The sequence below is a fragment of the Paenibacillus sp. FSL R5-0928 genome, from assembly GCF_037970385.1.
GTDB classification, from domain to species: domain Bacteria; phylum Bacillota; class Bacilli; order Paenibacillales; family Paenibacillaceae; genus Paenibacillus_AQ; species Paenibacillus_AQ odorifer.
This window is the reverse complement of sequence record NZ_CP150225.1, coordinates 714,145-736,233: the sequence shown is the minus strand read 5'-3', so window position 1 is coordinate 736,233 and position 22,089 is coordinate 714,145. Positions and strand designations below refer to the sequence as shown.

Annotated in this window: 12 protein-coding genes, 3 rRNA genes and 3 riboswitches; all 15 genes read right to left on the bottom strand. The window is 46.5% G+C overall.

The genetic code is table 11. From position 1 onward, the window contains the following. Positions 1-136: 136 nt before the first annotated feature. The 15 genes from MKZ16_RS03225 to MKZ16_RS03155 all read right to left on the bottom strand — a co-directional run bounded on the left by MKZ16_RS03225 (position 137) and on the right by MKZ16_RS03155 (position 22,021). Positions 137-901 carry an acyl-ACP thioesterase domain-containing protein gene (locus MKZ16_RS03225; protein WP_038568649.1) on the bottom strand — a complete coding sequence of 255 codons (765 nt, stop codon included), beginning with the start codon at positions 899-901 and terminating at the stop codon, positions 137-139. 238 nt (positions 902-1,139) lie between these two features. Continuing rightward, positions 1,140-1,256 (bottom strand): 5S ribosomal RNA (gene rrf / locus MKZ16_RS03220). Positions 1,257-1,384: 128 nt separating this feature from the next. Beyond that, a 23S ribosomal RNA gene (locus MKZ16_RS03215) occupies positions 1,385-4,310 on the bottom strand. A gap of 232 nt (positions 4,311-4,542) precedes the next feature. Then, positions 4,543-6,100: ribosomal RNA gene (locus MKZ16_RS03210) — 16S ribosomal RNA — on the bottom strand. Together the 16S, 23S and 5S rRNA genes form the textbook arrangement of a ribosomal RNA operon. Positions 6,101-6,467: 367 nt before the next feature. Continuing rightward, on the bottom strand, positions 6,468-7,277 hold the full coding sequence (locus MKZ16_RS03205) for a transglutaminase-like domain-containing protein (RefSeq protein ID WP_038568647.1): 810 nt from the start codon (positions 7,275-7,277) through the stop codon (positions 6,468-6,470). 13 nt (positions 7,278-7,290) lie between these two features. Further along, a riboswitch (cyclic di-GMP riboswitch) is annotated at positions 7,291-7,371 on the bottom strand. A 74-nt stretch (positions 7,372-7,445) separates the two neighbouring features. Next, positions 7,446-7,528: riboswitch (cyclic di-GMP riboswitch) on the bottom strand. Positions 7,529-7,641: 113 nt separating this feature from the next. Then, positions 7,642-8,307, bottom strand: a complete 666-nt coding sequence (locus tag MKZ16_RS03200; protein ID WP_244886418.1) for a class D sortase — start codon at positions 8,305-8,307, stop codon at positions 7,642-7,644. Positions 8,308-8,409: 102 nt separating this feature from the next. Next, positions 8,410-8,817, bottom strand: a complete 408-nt coding sequence (locus MKZ16_RS03195; RefSeq protein WP_076106077.1) for a GtrA family protein — start codon at positions 8,815-8,817, stop codon at positions 8,410-8,412. Continuing rightward, positions 8,804-9,784 (bottom strand): glycosyltransferase family 2 protein, encoded by a 981-nt coding sequence (locus MKZ16_RS03190; protein ID WP_036679898.1) that lies wholly within the window; start codon positions 9,782-9,784, stop codon positions 8,804-8,806. The genes MKZ16_RS03195 and MKZ16_RS03190 overlap by 14 nt, the downstream gene beginning before the upstream one ends. A gap of 97 nt (positions 9,785-9,881) precedes the next feature. Next, positions 9,882-11,660 carry a phospholipid carrier-dependent glycosyltransferase gene (locus tag MKZ16_RS03185; protein ID WP_076106075.1) on the bottom strand — a complete coding sequence of 593 codons (1,779 nt, stop codon included), beginning with the start codon at positions 11,658-11,660 and terminating at the stop codon, positions 9,882-9,884. Continuing rightward, the gene (locus MKZ16_RS03180; protein WP_076106073.1) at positions 11,650-13,905 is read right to left on the bottom strand and encodes a glycosyltransferase 87 family protein; all 2,256 of its coding nucleotides are present in this window, start codon (positions 13,903-13,905) and stop codon (positions 11,650-11,652) included. Before MKZ16_RS03180 ends, MKZ16_RS03185 begins: the two co-directional genes overlap by 11 nt. A gap of 307 nt (positions 13,906-14,212) precedes the next feature. Next, positions 14,213-15,613, bottom strand: coding sequence for an NCS2 family permease (locus tag MKZ16_RS03175; protein ID WP_036679893.1), 1,401 nt, complete (start codon positions 15,611-15,613; stop codon positions 14,213-14,215). A 122-nt stretch (positions 15,614-15,735) separates the two neighbouring features. Next, positions 15,736-15,835, bottom strand: a riboswitch (purine riboswitch). Between the two features lie 202 nt (positions 15,836-16,037). Further along, positions 16,038-16,502, bottom strand: coding sequence for a hypothetical protein (locus MKZ16_RS03170; RefSeq protein ID WP_076106071.1), 465 nt, complete (start codon positions 16,500-16,502; stop codon positions 16,038-16,040). Positions 16,503-16,647: 145 nt separating this feature from the next. Continuing rightward, positions 16,648-18,186 (bottom strand): glutamine-hydrolyzing GMP synthase, encoded by a 1,539-nt coding sequence (gene guaA, locus MKZ16_RS03165; protein WP_076106069.1) that lies wholly within the window; start codon positions 18,184-18,186, stop codon positions 16,648-16,650. A 162-nt stretch (positions 18,187-18,348) separates the two neighbouring features. Further along, positions 18,349-20,688 carry a transglutaminase-like domain-containing protein gene (locus MKZ16_RS03160; RefSeq protein ID WP_076106067.1) on the bottom strand — a complete coding sequence of 780 codons (2,340 nt, stop codon included), beginning with the start codon at positions 20,686-20,688 and terminating at the stop codon, positions 18,349-18,351. After that, positions 20,657-22,021, bottom strand: coding sequence for a DUF58 domain-containing protein (locus tag MKZ16_RS03155; RefSeq protein WP_076106064.1), 1,365 nt, complete (start codon positions 22,019-22,021; stop codon positions 20,657-20,659). The genes MKZ16_RS03160 and MKZ16_RS03155 overlap by 32 nt, the downstream gene beginning before the upstream one ends. Positions 22,022-22,089 lie beyond the last annotated feature (68 nt).

Here is a 22,089-nt window from a genome sequence, read left to right as displayed (position 1 = left end):
CTTTAATTGTGACAGGCTCAAAAAATTTTTCCAAATATGTTAGAAACATTATCCGTTTTTCAATAAAAAAAGCGACTGCCCCGATTGAAGTTCGGAGAAATCGCTTTTATAATAATATTCCATATTTATAAATTAATTACTCATTCGTACTATTTGACACTTTTAACGCTATACATGCTTCAAAATACACAGTATCACTATTCTGACCGCGTACATATATACCATCATCCGTTACAGCTGAACGTAAAATAGTCAGTTCATCCCCAAACTTAGCTTCTTGTAGATAAGTAATCCGGAAGCGTGTGAACTCTGCATTATCCCATTCCGCTAAAGTGAGCGCATCACAACATAAATCCCCGTATCGGGCATTATTCAAATGTCCGTTGCTATCCAGCCCACTATATCTTACCTGATACCGATAAGCTTCTTCCATAGTAATATCAGAAGGGATCGTTACCTTAACAGGCATATCGCCTACTGAATCGCCATTATAGTGCTTAACCTGAACTGGAAGGGCATTCGGTCTGAGTATCTTTCTCTTCTCAATATCTACTAAAGCCCATATGGATCGTGCTGTGGCGATTTCTATATGATCTGCATCGAAAATACGATAATCCCGTTGCCATAAAGCCCCTTTAGTACCTTTACTCCAGGTATGTACGCTAAGCACATCATTTGGGCGGGGAATACGCTTAAAATCAAGATCTAACGTAATCATCATCCAGCCCATTCCTGCATTCAGAATCTCTTCCACACTTATCCCCAAATTACCCACTGCGAAGTCTGCCGCACATTGCATGATATCCAGAATAAAGGATAACTTACCCTGCGAACGATAATCCGTGTCGCTCGCATGTACAGAAAAATCTTCTATCCACACAAGATTGCTACTGTTGTTCATTGTTTATCCTCCTGCCATGCAAAATATCCTTGCATTTACTTGAAGTATCCACATATACCACTGCTCTATCCACATAAATTGGGGACTACTTTCATTTTTGAATATATTTTATTATTTCATCCACATGTTAGTAACTTTTATAATTTCGTTAATTCCCCATAACTTATCCACATTATTTAAATTAAGCGATAAAGGGAACAAAAAAGCCATTGTTGATAAATCAACAATGGCTTCGTGTGCTTGGCAACGTCCTACTCTCCCAGGACCCTTCGGTCCAAGTACCATCGGCGCTGGAGGGCTTAACGGTCGTGTTCGGGATGGGTACGCGTGGAACCCCTCCGCTATCGCCACCAAACATGCGTCTGTGAAACAGACGCTGCCGCGTGAAATTCGGTTCATCACCAGAAGTGACAATGAATTTCTAAGCGTATTTCAGGCTTGATGCCTGAAAACTGAATCCGAAACGAATCTGCATTCTAAGTATAGGATAAGCCCTCGACCGATTAGTATTGGTCAGCTCCATGCATTGCTGCACTTCCACCTCCAACCTATCTACCTCGTCGTCTTCAAGGGGTCTTACTAATTGGGAAATCTCATCTTGAGGGGGGCTTCACGCTTAGATGCTTTCAGCGCTTATCCCGTCCGTACGTAGCTACCCAGCCATGCTCCTGGCGGAACAACTGGTGCACCAGCGGTACGTCCATCCCGGTCCTCTCGTACTAAGGACAGCTCCTCTCAAATTTCCTGCGCCCACGACAGATAGGGACCGAACTGTCTCACGACGTTCTGAACCCAGCTCGCGTACCGCTTTAATGGGCGAACAGCCCAACCCTTGGGACCTACTTCAGCCCCAGGATGCGATGAGCCGACATCGAGGTGCCAAACCTCCCCGTCGATGTGGACTCTTGGGGGAGATAAGCCTGTTATCCCCAGGGTAGCTTTTATCCGTTGAGCGATGGCCCTTCCATGCGGTACCACCGGATCACTAAGTCCGACTTTCGTCCCTGCTCGACTTGTAGGTCTCGCAGTCAAGCTCCCTTATGCCTTTGCACTCTGCGAATGATTTCCAACCATTCTGAGGGAACCTTGGAACGCCTCCGTTACTCTTTAGGAGGCGACCGCCCCAGTCAAACTGCCCGCCTGACACGGTCCCCGTACCCGGTAAGGGTACTAGGTTAGAACCTAGATACGATCAGGGTGGTATCCCAACGGCGCCTCCACCGAAGCTTGCGCTCCGATTTCTACGGCTCCCACCTATCCTGTACAGATCGTACCCAAATTCAATATCAAGCTGCAGTAAAGCTCCATGGGGTCTTTCCGTCTTGTCGCGGGTAACCTGCATCTTCACAGGTATTAAAATTTCACCGGATCTCTCGTTGAGACAGCGCCCAAGTCGTTACGCCATTCGTGCGGGTCAGAATTTACCTGACAAGGAATTTCGCTACCTTAGGACCGTTATAGTTACGGCCGCCGTTTACTGGGGCTTCGGTTCATAGCTTCGGGTTACCCCTAACCACTCCCCTTAACCTTCCAGCACCGGGCAGGCGTCAGCCCGTATACTTCGCCTTGCGGCTTCGCACAGACCTGTGTTTTTGCTAAACAGTCGCTTGGGCCTTTTCACTGCGGCCCCCTCGTGCTATTCACACTACCGGGGCACCCCTTCTCCCGAAGTTACGGGGTCATTTTGCCGAGTTCCTTAACGAGAGTTCTTCCGCGCGCCTTAGAATTCTCTTCTCGCCTACCTGTGTCGGTTTGCGGTACGGGCACCTTCTCCTGGCTAGAGGCTTTTCTTGGCAGTGTGAGATCATGACCTTCGCTACTATAATTTTCGCTCCCCATCACAGCCCAGCCTTATCGATGTGCGGATTTGCCTACACATCAGCCTCACTGCTTAGACGGACATCCATCAGTCCGCGTCACTACCCTCCTGCGTCACCCCATCGCTCATAGCGGATTACGGTGGTACAGTAATTTCAAACTGTTGTCCTTCGACTACGCCTTTCGGCCTCGCCTTAGGTCCCGACTTACCCTGAGCGGACGAGCCTTCCTCAGGAAACCTTGGGCTTTCGGCGGATCAGATTCTCACTGATCTTTTCGTTACTCATACCGGCATTCTCACTTGTGTAGTGTCCAGCGCTCTTTTCAGTACACCTTCAACCCCTACACAACGCTCCCCTACCCCAGATACATAGTATCTAGCCATAGCTTCGGTGGTGTGTTTAGCCCCGTTACATTTTCGGCGCAGAGTCACTCGACCAGTGAGCTATTACGCACTCTTTCAATGGTGGCTGCTTCTAAGCCAACATCCTGGTTGTCTGTGCAACTCCACATCCTTTCCCACTTAACACACACTTGGGGACCTTAGCTGATGGTCTGGGCTGTTTCCCTTTTGACAATGGATCTTAGCACTCACTGTCTGACTCCCGGCAATAAGTATATGGCATTCGGAGTTTGACTGAGCTTGGTAATCCTTGCGGACCCCGCACCCAATCAGTGCTCTACCTCCACTACTCTTATACCGAGGCTAGCCCTAAAGCTATTTCGGGGAGAACCAGCTATCTCCGAGTTCGATTGGAATTTCTCCGCTACCCCCACCTCATCCCCGCACTTTTCAACGTACGTGGGTTCGGGCCTCCAGTGCGTGTTACCGCACCTTCACCCTGGACAGGGGTAGATCACACGGTTTCGGGTCTACGTCCACATACTAAATCGCCCTATTCAGACTCGCTTTCGCTGCGGCTCCACCTTCTCGGCTTAACCTTGCATGTTAAACGTAACTCGCCGGTTCATTCTACAAAAGGCACGCCATCACCCATAGATCGGGCTCTGACTTTTTGTAAGCACACGGTTTCAGGTTCTATTTCACTCCCCTTCCGGGGTGCTTTTCACCTTTCCCTCACGGTACTGTTTCACTATCGGTCGCCAGGTAGTATTTAGCCTTAGCAGATGGTCCTGCTGGATTCATACGGGGTTTCACGTGCCCCGCACTACTCGGGATCCGTCTCGGAGAGAATACAGTTTAGGTTACAGGGCTTTTACCTCTATCGCGGGCCTTTCCAGACCTCTTCACCTACCATATTCCTTTGTAACTCCATGTGAGACGTCCCACAACCCCTAAGAGCAAGCTCTTAGGTTTAGGCTGTTCCGCGTTCGCTCGCCGCTACTGACGGAATCACTATTGTTTTCTCTTCCTCAGGGTACTTAGATGTTTCAGTTCCCCTGGTCTGCCTCTACACACCCTATGTATTCAGGTATGAGTAACTGCGAATTACCACAGCTGGGTTTCCCCATTCGGACACCCCCGGATCAAAGCTTGCTTACAGCTCCCCGAGGCAGTTTCGTTGTTCGCCACGTCCTTCGTCGGCTCCTGGCGCCTAGGCATCCTCCGTGTGCTCTTATTAGCTTAACCTTGATTCTTCCGAAGAAAAATCTCACTAATAACATTTACTTGTTTTCACAAGTTGCTAAAAGATGTTCTAAAACGCAAATTCGTTTCGGTATCCAGTTTTCAAGGATCAAGTCTTACTTGAGAGCTTAAACTCTCAAAACTGAGCAACGAGTGAGTAACAGGCCTAAACCTGAGTTTTGGAAGCTGAGCTTCCGATTTGAATGTCCTCATTGCAGAGAACGATTCTCCATAGAAAGGAGGTGATCCAGCCGCACCTTCCGATACGGCTACCTTGTTACGACTTCACCCCAATCATCTACCCCACCTTCGGCGGCTGGCTCCCTTGCGGGTTACCCCACCGACTTCGGGTGTTGTAAACTCTCGTGGTGTGACGGGCGGTGTGTACAAGACCCGGGAACGTATTCACCGCGGCATGCTGATCCGCGATTACTAGCAATTCCGACTTCATGCAGGCGAGTTGCAGCCTGCAATCCGAACTGAGACCGGCTTTGATGGGATTGGCTCCACCTCGCGGCTTCGCTTCCCGTTGTACCGGCCATTGTAGTACGTGTGTAGCCCAGGTCATAAGGGGCATGATGATTTGACGTCATCCCCACCTTCCTCCGGTTTGTCACCGGCAGTCACTCTAGAGTGCCCAGCATTACCTGCTGGCAACTAAAGTTAAGGGTTGCGCTCGTTGCGGGACTTAACCCAACATCTCACGACACGAGCTGACGACAACCATGCACCACCTGTCTCCTCTGTCCCGAAGGCCGCTGCTATCTCTAGCAGATTCAGAGGGATGTCAAGACCTGGTAAGGTTCTTCGCGTTGCTTCGAATTAAACCACATACTCCACTGCTTGTGCGGGTCCCCGTCAATTCCTTTGAGTTTCAGTCTTGCGACCGTACTCCCCAGGCGGAGTGCTTACTGTGTTAACTTCGGCACCAAGGGTATCGAAACCCCTAACACCTAGCACTCATCGTTTACGGCGTGGACTACCAGGGTATCTAATCCTGTTTGCTCCCCACGCTTTCGCGCCTCAGCGTCAGTTACAGCCCAGAAAGTCGCCTTCGCCACTGGTGTTCCTCCACATATCTACGCATTTCACCGCTACACGTGGAATTCCACTTTCCTCTTCTGTACTCAAGCCACCCAGTTTCCAGTGCGACCTCAGGTTGAGCCCAAGGTTTAAACACCAGACTTAAATAGCCGCCTGCGCGCGCTTTACGCCCAATAATTCCGGACAACGCTTGCCCCCTACGTATTACCGCGGCTGCTGGCACGTAGTTAGCCGGGGCTTTCTTCTCAGGTACCGTCACTCCGGTAGCAGTTACTCTACCGGACGTTCTTCCCTGGCAACAGAGCTTTACGATCCGAAAACCTTCATCACTCACGCGGCGTTGCTCCGTCAGGCTTTCGCCCATTGCGGAAGATTCCCTACTGCTGCCTCCCGTAGGAGTCTGGGCCGTGTCTCAGTCCCAGTGTGGCCGTTCACCCTCTCAGGTCGGCTACGCATCGTCGCCTTGGTGGGCCGTTACCCCACCAACTAGCTAATGCGCCGCAGGCCCATCCCTCAGTGACAGATTGCTCCGTCTTTCATTCTTCTCTCAGGAGAAAAAAGAAATTATCCGGTATTAGCTACCGTTTCCGGTAGTTATCCCAGTCTGAAGGGCAGGTTGCCTACGTGTTACTCACCCGTCCGCCGCTAAGTTACTTTGAAAGCAAGCTTTCAAAGTAACTCCGCTCGACTTGCATGTATTAGGCACGCCGCCAGCGTTCGTCCTGAGCCAGGATCAAACTCTCCAATTAGTATTGAAAAGAGCGATATGCTCATTTTGAAACATCTGACGAGAAAATTAATTCTCTAATTTTGGATTTCACTTACGTGATTTCCTACTCACTCGTTGTTCAGTTTTCAAAGATCAAGTTCTCGTTGACGCCGTTTAATGCCTCAGCAGCAACTCTTATAATATATCATGTTGTTTTCAGAAATGCAAGCTTTATTTTTCGAAGCTTTTTATCAGCCTCGTTTGTATCGCCTGTACGCTGTCTAACAACGCTTACCTATAATACCCCAACTATTAATAGAAAAGCAACCCCTAATATAAAAATAAACAACTAGCTTAATAATTAAGCTAGTTGTTTATTTAATAGAGTTATGTTTATAGCAACGAATTTAATAGTATTTTGCCGCAGTATATTTGCTTGAGGCTTTAATTAAATCGGTTTTCTTATCACTCTTTGCAAGTCCTGCATCCACTGTAGTATCAATGGTAACCCACTTCCCATTAAGCAACACTTCGTTCCATGCATGATATTGCGTAACGTAGCTTGTATTCCCCATTACCAACTTAGCAGGAACATCTACACTCCGCAGCATTGCGGCAAAAAGAGAAGCGTAATCATAGCAAATCCCTTTTTTAGTAGTCAATGTCTTATCGATGCTTGGAATATAATCAGTAGTTACACTATTAGCAAGAGAGTAGTCATATTGTACATTCGCAACTACATAGTTATAGATCGCTTTAACTTTCTCTTCGTCTGTTGTTTTGCCTTGTACTAATTGTTTAGCTTTGACAATCGCTTTATCAGAAGAACTCCATTTCACATTCTGTACGGAGCCCAAATATACGGAATTCGAGTCACTCATGGTTACGTCTACTACTTCGGAATATAACGCTTTGTATTTATTACCGGTTGTGTTCTCCAGAACAGAAACCTTATAAGTCCCATTTCCTTGTTGCAAAGGGAAGTCCTCAGCTTGTCCAGAAGCATACAAGTTATAAGTATAGCTGCTGTTATCTTTGGTGATCATGAGTTTGATTCTTTTATCTTTCGGAATATCATAGTTAATACCAATAACACCTTGAGCCACTTTGGATGTAATCAACCAGCTGGCATCTGCACTTGCAGCTTGAGCTGTACTTACCGGAACTGAAGTCATTAGGACGAACAGCGCCACCAGCATAAAATAAACCTTTTTCACGGATAAAACTCCTTTCGGTAGCTGGCTGCCATCCTTTCGGGAAGGCCCTTTAGCTTTGCGTCCCTACCTTTCGATAGGTTTGCCGTTATCGTATAAGCTCTATCTGTTCTAGCTTTACTAGATATAGTTGATAGAATCCATTTGAAACAAACAAAAAAAGCCTCTTCATTCGGTAGCTGGCTGCCATCCTTTCGGGAAAAGGCCCTTTAGCTTTGCGTCCCTACCTTTCGGAAGGTTTGCCGTTATCGTGTTTAGCTTTCATAGTATAATACTATCATATTTATAGTTGTGAACAAGACCTAATTTACTAGATTACCCATTATTTTATAAATATCTCCCGGTATTTGTGTTTTCTTGTCATTCACTATTCTCCTTTTGTTAATTTGGCATGAACAATCAGCCGATGCGTTGGATTCACTAGCGGATCACATGTAATCAGAGTAAGAATCTTATCCTTGTCATTCCCGTCAAGAACGGAGACATCACTCGGATCTACAACAGAAATATCGTATACCTCATAGTTAAACACCTGATCACTAGTCTTTACCGTGATAACATCCCCCACAACAACCTCATTCAATCTGTTAAACAAACGACCCGTAGTTCGAGCCCGATGCGCCGCGATTGCAGCATTTCCGATCTCTCCAAGGGGTGCCGTTTCTTTCATATGGGCTGCAGCATGTTTCATATTAGCTTTTGTAGCCCCTTCTAATACAGGCAGCTTCAAATCAATCTTACCGATTTCAATTAGTGCGATTACTTTGCCACCGACCTCAATCTCCGGTTCAGGCTTTTCTGTCTCTTGGGGTTGGGGCTGTGCCTGAGCATCCAGAACCGATTCCTCTGCTAACAGCTGAGTAACTTCAGCATACCTGCTCTTCAAATCTGGCTGGGGAGTACTATCGGCAGTGCTTAGTTCAGCCGTTTCTAATAACTTCTCCTGCTGCCTGTCGTTGTACCATTCGTTAGCTGTCGGATATAACATGATAAGTATCCCAGCCAGTATGAGTAGATAGGAGAATTTACGCAATGTTATTCACCTCCGTATATTGTTTCTATGGTTATATACAAATCAAGCAGAAACAGCTACTTGCCTTTAAGCATAGCAACTCCTTCTGCCTGAAATTAATGTTTAAAATACCCATATACGACTTCCAAAGAAATTGATGATCACCGTGATAAAGGTAACCAGCACCTTGGAGATCAAGACTTGAATACCTAGTTTGTCTGTCAACAGATGCATTAGCAGCAGTGATATTCCGAGCACTACCAGATTCAGCACGATAAACTTGACCAGCTGCACGCGGTCGAAGCCTTCTTTATTACCCCGGTTGCGATCACGAAAGGTTACTTTTTTATTCAAAATAAAGCTATTCGCCGTACCTGCACTATAGGAGATCACCTGCGCCAATGCGTATACCATCCCTAGTGAATTCAACAATGTAAAAATCACAAAATCAATCAGCGTATTGAGTAAACCTACGGCATTAAATTTGAGGAACTGTATGAATGCAGCGCGCAAGTTCTTATCTGACATCATTGTGGTCCTTCCGGCGGTCCAGTTGTTCTTCGTTCTGGTAGCCTTTAGTCTCACTAACAATATATAGCGGTCTATCTTTAGACTCGTCATAAATCCGTCCGATATACTCCCCAATCACACCCAACAGCATCAGAACGATACCGTTAAAGAGCAGATTGACGCCTACAATGGAAGCCCAGCCCGGAACCGTCCAGGAGGTGAAAAATATCCTTTGGAACAAGACGAAAAATAAATAAAGAAAACTAGAGAATGAAAGAAAGAATCCAATATACGTAGCAATTTTAAGCGGCTTATGTGAAAAAGAGGTGATGCCATCTAACGCAAAACGAATCATTTTCTTCAGCGGATATTTGGTTTCTCCGGCAAAACGTTCTTCCCGTTCATATTCCACCATAGTCTGCTTGAAGCCAACCCAGCTCACCAAACCTCTGACATAGCGGTTCTTTTCTTTAAGTCCCCGCAGGACATCACATACCTTACGGTCAATAAGACGGAAATCGCCTGTATCCGTAGGAATATCCACACTTGTCATACTGCTGAGCAGGCGGTAAAAAAGCTTCGCGGTGACCTTTTTGAACATCGTTTCTCCGTGGCGCTTCAGGCGTTTCGCATATACAACGTCGTAGCCCTCTTTCCACTTCTCGATCATTTGCAAAATGACCTCCGGAGGATCCTGAAGATCAGCGTCAATAACAACAACCGCTTGACCTTCGGCATAGTCCATGCCAGCTGTAATCGCTACCTGATGTCCGAAATTACGCGAGAAGTCAATCAGCTTGACATGCTCGTCTCGTTCACAGATCTCCCGAATCATCTGGGCGGAACGATCACGACTGCCGTCATTGACGAAGACCAGCTCATAAGTATCGCCGCACTCGTCCATTACTTTTTTCAAACGTTCATAAGTATGGCTAATTACTTGCTCCTCATTGAACATGGGTACAATCACACTATATCTGGCTTTCACCTTTATTCCTCCTACAAGCTTTTTGGAGCGTTACATCCATCTACACTTCATAATAACGCTGCATGCATAAACTTATTTTATAGATTTTTATTAAATCCTAGAAAACCCAAGTAGGGAACCAACGCAGCATATCTTTCACGTAATCTCCACTGACCTGCATCCCTGACAGTACCGGGTAGAAAGCGATAAAGAGCAGCAAAGCAACGGCTACATAGACATACTGTACGTAACGGGCCTCAGGGAATTTACTATCCAGCAACTTCATTATATATACAATACCAAGAATCATAAATGGTACCATAGCAAAATAATGGTAAATAAATGTTTCTCTTGGGACAAGCATCCACGGAACATATTGCGAGAAGAAGGCGATCCAGATCATGTAGAGGTTCTTATCTTTACGTTTCAGCGTAATCCACAGCGTTGCCAGCATCGCAAAAATACCCGTCCACCAGATAAGAGGATTCCCCATAGTCACTATACTGCTGACCTGACCTTCCGGCAAACCTTCACCGCCGCTAAAGAACCAGACCGGTCTCTTCATAAACGGCCATTGCCACCATGAGGAAGCAAAGGGATGTGTAGCTACAAGCTGACTGTGGTAGTTGTACATATTCTTTTGGGAATCAATCAAACCTTTTATAGTGAAGCCCTCTGCTGATGCAGATAACCCTGGCACAAAAGATAAGCTATAAATAATTACTGGAATAATTACAAAGAACCCGATACAACTAGCCAACGTAATAATAGTCTTTTTCCAAAAAGAATCTACCGCTTCACGACAGGTGCCCAGCAATTCCTTGTCTTTAATCTTCCCCTCGGCCAGCAGGCGTCCGGAGGCTTGGTATTCTCTGTAGCGTTCAAAAAGGGAGATAGCCAGCATAATGGCCAGCCCTGCTCCTCCATAGAGCACAATCCATTTCGAAGCTACGCCGATTCCGAAGAATAAGCCAGACCAGAATAACGGAATTAATGTTTTTCTCAAAGGCTGCTTGTAGAAATTCATTGTGTAATACCGCTGCATGAAATAGAACATCAACATAATGAAGAATACTCCGTATACGTCAATCGTGGAGATTCTTGTCTGTGTGAAATGCATGAAATCCAGTGCAAACAATCCTGCCGCGAGGGCGGCGTATTTGCTTTTCTTAAACAAACGCAGCGCCATTACATATATGAGAGGTAACATGGCAACTCCGAACAAGGTTCCGATAATACGCCAGCCGAATGGATTGACCCCGAACAGCTCCATCCCTATGGCAATTAACAACTTACCAAGCGGTGGATGCGTATTCTCGTAAGGCACAATCCCGTGTGTATATTCATAAGCTGTTCGCGCATGATAGATCTCGTCAAAATAAGTGCTATTCATAAAGTTAGAATATTCCGGAATGAGCGACTGCTCGTCAAAAAGATTGGCCGCTGCTCCTCTTTTAGGAACTGCGTTAGCATCCGGTGTCACACCAGCAATAGGAAGGGGTATTCTTTCTCCCCCCTGCTCATAAAAGGCCATTTCGTTCAAAGTGAACCCTGGAGAGGTAACTGTAAACTTCACATATCTCGCAGTAACGTTCAGGGGTTGGCTTTTCCAGATGAAGACATTCCCGACATCCTCACTGACATCCATCGGACTGCTCCAGACCTCAGGATTGTCGCTGAATTCCAGCTTGAACTTACCCGTGCCCACGCCACCAAAGATATTGACCCGTTCCAATGGTTTACTCTGTCCCAAATCTACATAGAAGCTTTCACCACTGGCAGCAGGCTCCCATAAAGTCTCTGGAGATTTAGTAGAGCCAAGATTATATAAAGCAAGCGCTGCGTAAACGGCCGTAATAGCTATTAGGCATATCCAATCTATACGCTTAAACTTCATCGTTAGATCGCCCTCCCTTCTGATGCGGTTTAATTTGCCCGACAACTCTCAAATCTTCTTCATATTGTTCTTCCAGTGTAATTGGTGCTGGAAGAGGTTTTATACCCTTGCGGACATACACATCGTAACCGATATTCAGCATATAAAGCAGTAATGCTAGATTAGCTATAGCAGTCACTAATACGATTCCGTCTGCACCCGGGCTAACATCTGCATTCAGGTGGGATAAGGTGTACGCCACATTGATGTATTGAGTTAAGCTGAATCCGAGAAATAGCGATAAAAAGCGGCGGTCCCGACTTTCTATATAAGTAAACAAACAAAGAATAAGAGCAGGGAACATATAACGTTCATGCATTTTGGTGCCAAGCACAAAGACCACTACTATAAGCACCATGCCGATAAAATAGGATTTGGTCAGGTCCAAGCGATCCTTTTTAAAGGAATAAAATGCCGCAACAGCTACAGCCACTAAAATAAATATGAAGCCCCATACACGGTATGGAATGCCAAGCCAGGTTAGATCAAGGGATGACCACATCGGATCAGTCAGTGCATACAGATTAAATGCATTCACTGAAGAATACGGATAGGAAGATAACGTACTCTTGTAAAGATCAATAATCCCTACCAGACCTCCGTTATTCCAGAAAAATGGTGCCGCAAGCAATCCGAAGATCCCTAATCCATACAAAGCTCCGAATCCAAGCTGCTTCCAAGCGCGGTGATGATAAAAAGCAAACAACAATACCGGCGTGAATATCAACGCTTGCGGTTTAATTAGCGTCGCTAAGGCAAACAAAATTGCGGAGCGAACAAACTTTTTGTTCGCAGCGCCGTGGATACTGAGCAGCAGGAAGATCAAAAAGAACGAATCTGCTTGTCCCCAAACCGCTGAATTAATAAGTACCGCAGGATTAAACAGAAACAACAACATCAAGCCGAAAGCAATTCCTGTGCCGAGTTTTTTGCGTGACATTTGATAAATGAAGTAGCCGAGCACCAAATCAGAAAGAATCGCAGGGAGCTTGAAGAGTAAATTCTCTCCACCTGAGCCCTGAGTGAATCCTAAAACGCCACGTATGGCGCTAAGCACGTACAATATGTACAAATAGCCTGGAGGATAATCGGCAAAATAACCTTCTTCATAAAATTTGCCTGGACCTAAATCCACCATACGCTGTCCCCAAGAAATAAAGGTATTCATATCATTCTGATATCCTTGCGCGGTAAGACCAATCCACACCCTCAGGATAAAAGCAACTCCGATGGCAATACTCAGCCATTTGGAATAAATATTCTCAGGCTGCTTCATAAGCTTCTCACTACGGAATGCTTTAGTATAAAGCACTGCAAAAAACACACTAAACAGCGCTGAGATCAGCAACATCTTAGTTGGAGATACTTTATGTGGAGTGTCTGCCTTTTTGTCGCCTGCATCTGGACTAACCGCTGCACTATCCAGCGAAATGACGTTAGCCCCTTCGGGAGCCGCGTCTAATTTTTCTACAGCAAAATCATCAAAATAAGCCTTACCTTGAATTAAGCTAGAGTAGCCGCCCAGACTTGCGCCTATGCCAAATGACTTCTGCTCCGGTCCTGTCTGGCCGATATATTCAAGATACTGCCATTTACCTGCCGTATCAGTTACGCTGGGATACCCCCCGCCTACTCCAACGGCAAGAATGTTGGCGCCTATTCCCTCGCCTGCTGTACTTACTACTTTGATCCATCCAGAGATTCTATAATAACTATTCGGCGTAGCCTCAATCGTCTGCACCCATTTCAAATGATTGGGTTCGATATTCTCAATGACTGCCGCCTTGCTGCCGGAATGAACTTCCTCCGATTGGATTGAAAGTAGGCCTGAGTTGTCTCCTGAAATCCACATATCCTTAGTCCAGTTAGAAGGCGCATCATCTCCCCCCTCCTCAAAGCCAGGGTTCTGCAATAGATTCCCCTCTGCATAAATGCTTGTTACAGGAAGCACAAACAATAACAGCATCAATACAGTCATTACGGCCGCACGTGTACTCTTGATCATCGTCCCAACCTCACCTCGTCCTATATTCATCTTAGTCCAGCCAAAAGCATATACCTTCTGAAAAACAGCTCCCGAATTAGTGTATTTCACCGTTGCTAAGAAATCATTTGGATTGATTTTCTCATAAAAGAGCATATAAATATAGGGCATGTTTACCTTATCTGGATCGCAAACCCTTCCATCCACAATACTCCATTCCATAGGATCGCCTAAGCTTCAAGGCTCTTATATAGACTCTTATATAGAATAGAAGAATCGCAGTGGCTAAAGCAAATGCCGGAGCAAAAAAAACAGAGATCAGGATCAAGGTGGGTAACAAATTGGACTCTAACACCAAGGCTGCCTCGTCCTGAACATCACCTCTTCAACAATATAATCTAAATCATAGATGATGAAAAGCTAGAAACATAGACTAACCTGAATGGTTAAGTGCCAACAAAAATATAAAAAAAGGGCCCCCTCAGTTATGAAGGAGCCTTTGAATGCACATCTGTATGCTATATATGAATTAGCCCGCACTACCAAGAAATACATAACGGAGAATAATCAGAATAGCAAGTACCCACATCATCCAGTGAATATCGTATTTTTTCTTGCCAGCAAGGTTAGCTACACAAGCAAGGATTACATAAGTTACGATACCAAAGGAAATACCATTAGCAATATTATAAGTGAAAGGCATGATTACTAGAGTAAGGAACGCTGGAATCGCAACAACCATATCTTGAAAATCAATTTCGCGAATCGATTGTGCCATGAGCACGCCTACGACAATCAATGCTGCGGCTGTAGCAGATCCAGGGATCAGAGCCACTATTGGTGCAAGGAATAACGCAAGCAAGAAGCACACACCCGTTGTTACAGCTGTAAGACCTGTACGTCCACCTTCAGCAACACCTGCCGCGCTTTCTACAAAAGCAGTAGTAGTGGAAGTACCCAATGCCGCACCACCAGCTACAGCGATAGCATCGACAAACATTGCATTACCTACACGTTTGTTACCTTCTTCAGGGTTGTCCATAATACCAGCGCGTTGAGCAGTACCTACAAGTGTACCAAATGTATCGAACAATTCTACAAAAGTGAATGTTGCGATTGCTGAAACAATACCGGTGTGCAGGATACCATCCCAGTCAAATTCGAAAAAGTTCAATTGCGTCAGGTCAGGCACCCAAGGGGTTGTCGGACTGGACAATGAGCCAAAATCAACTACACCCATCAGTATACCCGCGAGGGTTGTACCCAAGATACCGAATAAAATCGCACCTTTAACTTGCAGTACCATCAGGATGGAAATAAGAAGCAATCCGATAATTACCAATTGTACATCAGTGTTCTCTAGACTACCCATATGAATGATTGTTTCAAAGGATAGGACGTCTGTGAATGTATTGGCGGAAATATCTTTACCAGCTTCGACACCAATCGTCATCAAACCACTGTTCTTAAGCCCAAGGATTGTAATGAACATCCCGATACCTACGGTAATGGCATGCTTCAAGCTGTCAGGAATGGCTGTCAGTAAGATCTGCCGCACTCGGGTAACCGTGAGCAGGATGAAGATCAAACCGGAAATAAATACTGCAGTCAGACCCATTTGCCAAGTGAATGGATGTTCTGAGGTTGCAGAAGACAAAATTACGGAAGCAAAGTATGCATTAAGTCCCATACCTGGTGCCAATGCTACTGGAAAGTTTATAAACACGCCCATTGCAATGGTGAAAATACCTGCTGCCAGCGCAGTCGCTAGAAATACAGAGTACCAGCCCATATCGATGCGGCCAAATGCTGTTAATGTGCTCGGATTAACCGACAGGATGTAAGCCATAGCCATGAACGTAGTCAAGCCGGCCATTATCTCTGTACGTACTGTAGTGCCGTTCTCTTTCAACTTGAAAAACCGATTCAAATTGTTCTCCCCCTAAGGTATGTTGTGGCTGACAGCAACAAAAAGCCGGTATCTGATCGACACCGGCTCGAAAAAAAGAGTAGCACCCATGACTATAGCCCTAGATTCAGGACAATACGGGTTGCTCAGCTCTTCTTAATCGTAGCCAGGTCATTACGGTGACCTCGTAGAAACTTCCAGGCCTATTCCCGGAAATATACGAAAGAATTATGTTGTTGTGCTTTATCATTTTAGGGGGACATCACATAAGTTGTCAATGAAAAAAGCGAACATTTTCGACTTTATTTTTTCTATCGTTCGTAATTCATACATTTTTATCTTTAACTCCAACCCCAAAATCCATTAAATCATGCAGCTTATTAACTATCAAAAGCCTTATCAAATGTGTATTTTTCCCTATAAAACAGTTTCAACATGCCCTAGCTTATTGGCCTTTGGAATACTGATAGCTATGCCAAGAATTAGCAAAATGCCCTATAGCTAAACAAATCACTGCAATACCTAACCAGAAAGATCTGCCCCATATAGCCGCAAATCCAAATGCACAAACAGGGAGAACTGCCATGGGAATCGGAAGAAACAATAATGGAGCCCATAATAATCTGAATTGCTGTCCCTTAACCATATAACGAATCCATAAACCGTAATAAATCGTGATAAACACAAAGATAAGTGCAGCCCAGATCCCGAATTCTACATTTTCGAAGTTATCCTTTGAAATCGCAAGAATGGCTATACACCCCAACTGCCCTACTCTCTCCAAAAGGGTATAGACGATGCCGGCATCTTTTAAACCGCTGGGAACATGATCGGGCGGAAACTTAATCATCAGTAAACTTGGGGCAAGAATAACCATAGCTATTAGTGTTCCAATAAGTGAGAATCCCATTCTAATGGCTCCTGTAAGTTTATTTTTCCCAGTTTATCACATTCTCTAAAGTTGCTATATAGGGTCCGTCACAAGCTTCACGGTTAATAAAAAAACCTGCAGTCCCTTAATAAATAAGGAGCTGCAGGTTTCTTATTGCTATATCCTATTCCCACTCAATCGTTGCAGGTGGTTTCGAAGTAATGTCATACACTACGCGGTTTACATTCTCAACTTCGTTGACAATACGTACAGAGATTTTTTCAAGAACATCCCATGGGATACGTGCCCAGTCAGCTGTCATGCCGTCGATGGAAGTTACTGCGCGGACACCTACTGTGTAGGAATACGTACGAGCATCACCCATAACTCCGACACTCTTCATGTTAGGCAGGGCAGTGAAGTATTGCCAAATTTCACGGTCTAATCCCGCTTTAGCAATTTCTTCTTGCAGAATGTAGTCAGAATCACGAACGATGGTAAGCTTGTCCTCTGTTACTTCACCCAAGACACGAATAGCAAGACCTGGACCTGGGAAAGGCTGACGCCATACGATCGCACGTGGCATGCCCAGCTCTTCACCGAGTTTACGAACTTCATCCTTAAACAAGGTGTTTAGCGGCTCGATCAAGCTGAATTTCATATCTTCTGGCAGACCGCCCACATTGTGGTGGGATTTAATGGTTTGCGCTGTAGCTGTTCCGCTCTCAACGATATCCGTATAAAGCGTACCTTGTGCAAGGAATGAAAAATCTCCGAGCTTAGCTGACTCTTCGTCGAAGCAGTAGATAAACTCGTTACCAATGATTTTACGTTTTTGCTCAGGGTCTTCAACACCTGCAAGTTTGCTCATGAAGCGATCGCGTGCATCGATTTTCACTACATGAATATCGAATTTGCCTACGAAAGTCTCCATAACGCTTTCTGCTTCACCTTTACGCAGAAGGCCGTGGTCAATAAACATACAAGTCAATTGATCTCCAATTGCACGGTGAATAAGCATAGCCACAACGGAAGAATCCACTCCGCCACTAAGAGCGCAGAGTACTTTTTTATCTCCGACTTGATTGCGAATATCTTGAACGGCTTCATCGATAAACGATTCCATTGTCCATTTGCCGTCGCAACCACAAACTTGGTATAAGAAGTTCGAGATCATCTCGTTACCTTGAACGGAGTGACGTACTTCTGGGTGGAATTGCACAGCGAACAATTTGCGCTCCGCATTGCTCATTGCTGCAATTGGAGCACTTTCTGTACCTGCATCCAGCTTGAAGCCTGTTGGAAGCACAACTACATGGTCACCGTGGCTCATCCATACAGTCTGGCGGTTCTCCAATCCTGCAACTAAAGCAGTTCCTTCTGCAAAGTCAACATCAGCTTTACCATATTCCCGTTTAGCTGAACGTTCTACTTTACCATCAAGCTGATGAGCCATCAGCTGCATACCATAACAAATACCGAAGATCGGCACTCCTAGATCATAAATAGCCGGATCTACGTGTGGTGCATCTTCAGCGTATACACTGCTAGGTCCGCCAGAGAAGACAATTCCTTTAGGTGAAAGTGCTTTAATCTTGTCAACTGGCGTATTGTACGGCAAAAGTTCGCTGTATACTCCCAGGTCCCGAATTCTGCGCGCGATAAGTTGGTTGTATTGTCCTCCAAAATCGAGAACGACGATAATTTCATTTGGCTTGTTCATTACGTGCCTCCCTTGATTATTGGATTCATTATACTCATGGTTAATTCTCATCGTCAAGGAAAGGAGGACACGCCTCTCATAATCAGAGAGTGATAAAACTTCATGCAGAACCTTCCTTGCTATGGCATAAATTAGATAGCGGATCTAAGCGTTCTTGGCCGTTTATGTTAAACGGAAGGTAATGAGCAGACATTCGCGGATAAACGCGTTCGCATCAGAAGCCGCAGGTTCGCCGCCAAGGTCGGGAGCGGATTTTAAGGAATTGCCGCGGGCAGAGATCACGGCTGTGGATGCCAAAGCTGGCGCGTACGCCAAGGTCTCCCACTGGCGGACGAACTGCCGGACGGCCACGTATAGTCCGGCATCGTAAATCCGCAGGGAGTCCACATACTCCCTGCCAGTAACGCCGGGCGGCGGCGGTCCAAACCGCTCCGCCAGCCCGTGCCAAGCCAGAGAGGCCGCGCGCAGCTGCCTCTCACGGCTCAAGCTGCTGCCGCGACACGCGGCCAGCAGCAGAGCCAGACTGCGCCGCCAGCGCCAAGCGGCGGCGGGAAGCAGCGCCGCGGCAGTCAGCGGCGCTGAAAAGGGTCCGCCCGCCAGCGGCAGGACGGGTAGTTCCGCGCTGCGCGTTGCTTGCGGCGCGAGCGCCGCTGCCGCAGGCCGTGCCGGCGCGGGGAAGCCAGCCGCAAGCGCAGGACCCGGCGTCGGATCGAAAGGAACCCAACCTGCGCCGGCAAAATAAACCTCTACCCAAGCATGCGCATCCCCTTGGGTGACTAAATACTTCGCCGGCATGGCTTCCTCCTGCTGGGTTCCAGGTCCGTACCCTTGAACATACCGCGCTGGAATGCCTGTGCTTCGCAGCAATACGGTCATCGCTGTTGCAAAATGCACACAATAACCTTGCTTGGTCTCAAACAGGAAATGATCCACAAAATCAGCGCCAGCTGGCGGAACCATGGTATCCAGCGTGTAAGAATACCCGTTTTGCAAATAATCCCGAATGGCGGTTGCGGAGTCATATCGGTTACCCGAGGAAGCTGTGAGCTTCTCTGCCAGAGCTTTCACTCGCTCAGGTAATAAATCAGGTAGCTGCAAATATTTGTTCTTTATTTCTTGAGGATCAGCATCACCCAACCCGCGCAGCAGTACTGGATTACTCTCGGGAAGTATAGAATCAACTATATACTCAGTGATCCGAGTTGAACCCGCCGAATCTGGCAGACGAAAGGTATCCCTGTCCTTATTCGCCAGAACATAACCAAGCTGGCTGCCATTAGATAGTTGAACTGTCTCAACATCCGTTATGGTGCCCGCATTGAATACAGGAATTCCTCCGGAAGAAGGGCTGGCAAATTGTATCCGCTGTTGTAAAGTCCGTCCACCATTAGTAGTAGTTACCGTCGCCGGAATCTGAGGCAGGCTGGACAAGTTAAGCGGAGTAAATTCCTCACCCCCTCTGATCCAACGGCGTCCGTCATAATAGGCAATGCTCTCCCCGCGCCAATAGGTACGCAGGCTGGTCAATGCTGCGAAGACTGGCTCGGTATTGCGTGACAATGGAGCACCCAGTTCTCCATCATTTGTACTATACCCTGTTGTTCCTGCAGGTATAGCCTCATTATCTTCCGGCATATGGCCCGAAGCCCATTCCTGCAGCTTTTCAAAGGTTGACTGGAGTGTAGTTTGGTTAGGCGGTCGTACTTCATATACCTGCCCACCGAACCATGCTGTCATCATTACGAATATGGCAGCCGCTAATGCCAAAACTCCCCATCGGGCATACGGCAGGTGAATGCTGCCCACCCGTTCCCGCAGACGGAGCAAACCACTCATTGCTTGCATCCATACAATAAGCCCCACTGATATTACAACATCCGTTGTCGTATTAACGCCAAAGCCAATATCCAGAACCAATAGATAAATGAGGGTCACCGCTGTAAACAGCAGCGTGCTTCCTCTGAAAAGTGCAAGCTGCTGCACCGAAGATACCAGCAGCCCCCAGCCAACAATCAAAATCAAAAGTCTGCTGATCTCGCTAAGCTGAGAAACATGCCCTGAAAAGAGCAAAATCAGATCATTTGGAATTTCTACTGCATAAATGCCCAACCATCCTGTCCCTACGCTCTCACTGCATAGATATAGCCAAGCCGTGCCGATCATCAAACATTGGATACTTAGCAATAGCCATCCGGGAATCTGAAGGATTCCCCACATCAACAGCACGGCAGCAGAAATCATCAGAATCTGCAGCAATCTAGCAGTATCTTCCAATGAAGTCGTTCTATATAAAGGGAGCAGCCATTCTAAAAACAGCCCCAAAATAGCCAAAGAGAACAGCATGCGATAATACAGAGGTATCTTTCTCTGTTTACCGGCATGACTGCTCTCTAGTTTTTCCAAATGGAGCTGCTTTGGTTCCTTCCCACTTTGCCCATTCATAGAGAAGCTTGTGTCACCCGGTATCCGCTTACCGTAGCGTTGGTTTTCCGGATGATTCATGGTACTCTACCTCCCTGAGCCTGTAAGCTGGCAATGCATCATCCAGACAAAACATCCGTGCTCCCAGACGACCCAGACTATCCCCAACCGTTCCCCGCACAGGCTGGCGGATCTCCTGCAGCGTTACCTCCGCAGGCACCGGAGCTGGCTGATCCCAAGCATAATAGAGCTCAACTTTTACACCTTGCACTAAGAATTTAGCGATAACCTTAGCGGATTGTTCCTCTAATCTTCCGGTCACTATAGCAACGGTCATTCCCGGAATCCAGCCTCTAGAAGCATCCTCCAACAGCTCGGACAGGGTTCTTGTTCCATTCGGAGAAATATCAGTTAGAATATCCAGCACTCTCCCTGGGATTTTGCCCAGTCCTTCATGCCTAGCCATTCCTTCCGGCCAGCCTCCGCTGAATAACTGGACATAAGCACCTGACTGCTCAGCAAAGAGCATCAGCCCCATCGCCGTTGACACCGCCTTCTCAAATACCGGTGGCTGCTCTTCCCGACTGCCACGAGGTGTAAGTGCATTGGTTGGAATCTCATAGCTTTTTGGATCATTAGCCAACACGATACAGCTCATTTTTGCCTTTTCACGCTCTGGAACTTTGCTCTGCAGATTCCCTAGCCGGGCACTGTTCTTCCAATGGATTCGGCTAAGTGGATCACCGGGCTCATATTCCCGCGATTCCATGGTCTCATCATTGCTGTTTCTTCCCCTTCTGGAATAGAGCGAATCACCGCTAATAAAGCCGCTGTCCGGTACTGCTCCGCCATAATATAGGGGGGCTGGCAGCACTTTAATGCTATGCTCTTCAGCAGGCTCAGATCGGCCTGTGAACCAGCCGGGCAAATCTCCCCAGGTTACTCTACAGCCCTGCAAATGATGATGTCCGCGTAGCATATTCTCAAGAATGTAGGTGTATTCAAAAGAGCGTCTGAATCCCGGAAACAGTAGCTTGTGATGTCCTCTGTCCCCCCAAAAATCAGCGATAGTCAGCCATGGCAGTGGAAGCCGGGAAGAGAAATTCACCCGCACCTTCACAAGCAGTGTATTTCCAGCTATCGGTCTTACAGGAGTGATTGTACGTTCAATCTTTATCGCCCGTGGACCTGAAAGTTGAACGATAAGTCCGCCAACCATGATAACGCCTACAGCGATCAGCAGAAATAAGAGTGATGCGCCTCCGCGCCATGCATATAAAACACCTATAATTCCAGCCACAGTCAGCACCCGCAACCATTCAGCCAATGCACTACGGCTACGCGGATAGGAGAAGCTTCTAACTCTTTCAGTCTTGTTATTTAATTTGTGTTCTACTTTTTTTGAAGAGGACAATGGAACACCCTTCCTTTGGGTCTAGACTTGTTCCCAGCTGAGGAACTTATTACTATCTATTCTTCCCA

What these genes read in the sequence shown, in the direction of transcription:
- MKZ16_RS03180 (WP_076106073.1), bottom strand. Translation starts at nt 13,905, where the DNA reads ATGGAATGGAGTATTGTGGATGGAAGGGTTTGCGATCCAGATAAGGTA.
- guaA (WP_076106069.1), bottom strand. Translation starts at nt 18,186, where the DNA reads ATGAACAAGCCAAATGAAATTATCGTCGTTCTCGATTTTGGAGGACAA.
- MKZ16_RS03170 (WP_076106071.1), bottom strand. Translation starts at nt 16,502, where the DNA reads ATGGGATTCTCACTTATTGGAACACTAATAGCTATGGTTATTCTTGCC.
- MKZ16_RS03185 (WP_076106075.1), bottom strand. Translation starts at nt 11,660, where the DNA reads ATGAAGTTTAAGCGTATAGATTGGATATGCCTAATAGCTATTACGGCC.
- MKZ16_RS03225 (WP_038568649.1), bottom strand. Translation starts at nt 901, where the DNA reads ATGAACAACAGTAGCAATCTTGTGTGGATAGAAGATTTTTCTGTACAT.
- MKZ16_RS03195 (WP_076106077.1), bottom strand. Translation starts at nt 8,817, where the DNA reads ATGATGTCAGATAAGAACTTGCGCGCTGCATTCATACAGTTCCTCAAA.
- MKZ16_RS03160 (WP_076106067.1), bottom strand. Translation starts at nt 20,688, where the DNA reads ATGAATCATCCGGAAAACCAACGCTACGGTAAGCGGATACCGGGTGAC.